1 protein-coding gene and 1 pseudogene are annotated in these 913 nt (G+C 61.7%); one reads left to right on the top strand and one right to left on the bottom strand.

Annotated features, from left to right (window positions below):
• Window positions 1–138: pseudogene (locus C5B90_RS21110) on the top strand (sugar kinase); the annotation flags it as partial.
• 22 nt (window positions 139–160) lie between these two features.
• On the opposite strand, the gene C5B90_RS19905 reads toward C5B90_RS21110, so the two are convergent.
• The coding region (locus C5B90_RS19905; RefSeq protein ID WP_148708278.1) for an SDR family NAD(P)-dependent oxidoreductase at window positions 161–913 on the bottom strand (753 nt) is incomplete at its 5' end.

The raw sequence follows: 913 nt of genomic DNA, 5'->3' as shown, positions 1-913 counted from the left end.
GACACCGTCGGCGACGCGCTCTGCTACGCCGCGGCGACTGCCGCACTCAAACGAACCATCGAAGGCGACCTCGCAGTCGTGACGCCGGCAGAAGTCGAACGGGTGGTAGAAAACAGAGGAGGCGGTATCGCGCGGTAGGTCAGTTGGGGCGCAGTGACCGCTAGTAACGCTCTTTGTATTCGAGGTAGGTGTGATCCTGCATGACTGCAGTCCGACCGCCGTCAACGAGTAGACTGGTCCCAGTCACAAACGACGCCTCATCGCTGGTCAGAAAGGCCACTGTCGCGGCAACGTCCTCGGGGACGCCGATTCGACCGACTGGGTGGATTGCCTCAACACGCTCACGGTCGTCTGCGCTCAACTCCGCTTGCGTGCGTTCGACCTCGACCCATCCCGGATTGACGGTGTTGACGGTGATTCCGAGAGGACCGAGTTCGAGCGCAAGTGCACGCGTCATCCCGTTGATACCCGCCTTGACAGCATTGTAGGGGAACAGCCCAGGCATCGTCAAGAAGGCATGGTTCGAGGACATGTTGACGATAGAACCCCCGGAAGGCATGTGTTCGGCCGCGTGTTTGGCGCACAGCCAGAACGAACGGAAATCAGTCTCGACGACGAACTCCCAGTCGTCCATCGTCGCCTCGGACGCAGTCGTCTCCGTCTGGACGCCGGCGTTGTTAACAAGCACGTCGAGACGTCCGTAGCGGTCCACAGTCTCTTCGACCAGCGCCTCGATGGCCGCGGGGTCTCGCATGTCGGCCTCAATGAACGTCACTTCGCCACCGACCTCTCGGATAGTATTGACTGTCTCTTGGCCATCGGTGGCCGAACGGCCGTTGACGACGACGGTTGCACCCTCGCGGGCGAGGCGCTTTGCGACGCCCGCACCGCTACCTTTCGTCGACCCCGTTAC

This window comes from Haloferax sp. Atlit-12N (assembly GCF_003383095.1).
GTDB lineage: Archaea > Halobacteriota > Halobacteria > Halobacteriales > Haloferacaceae > Haloferax.
This window is presented reverse-complemented; position numbering and strand designations above follow the sequence as displayed.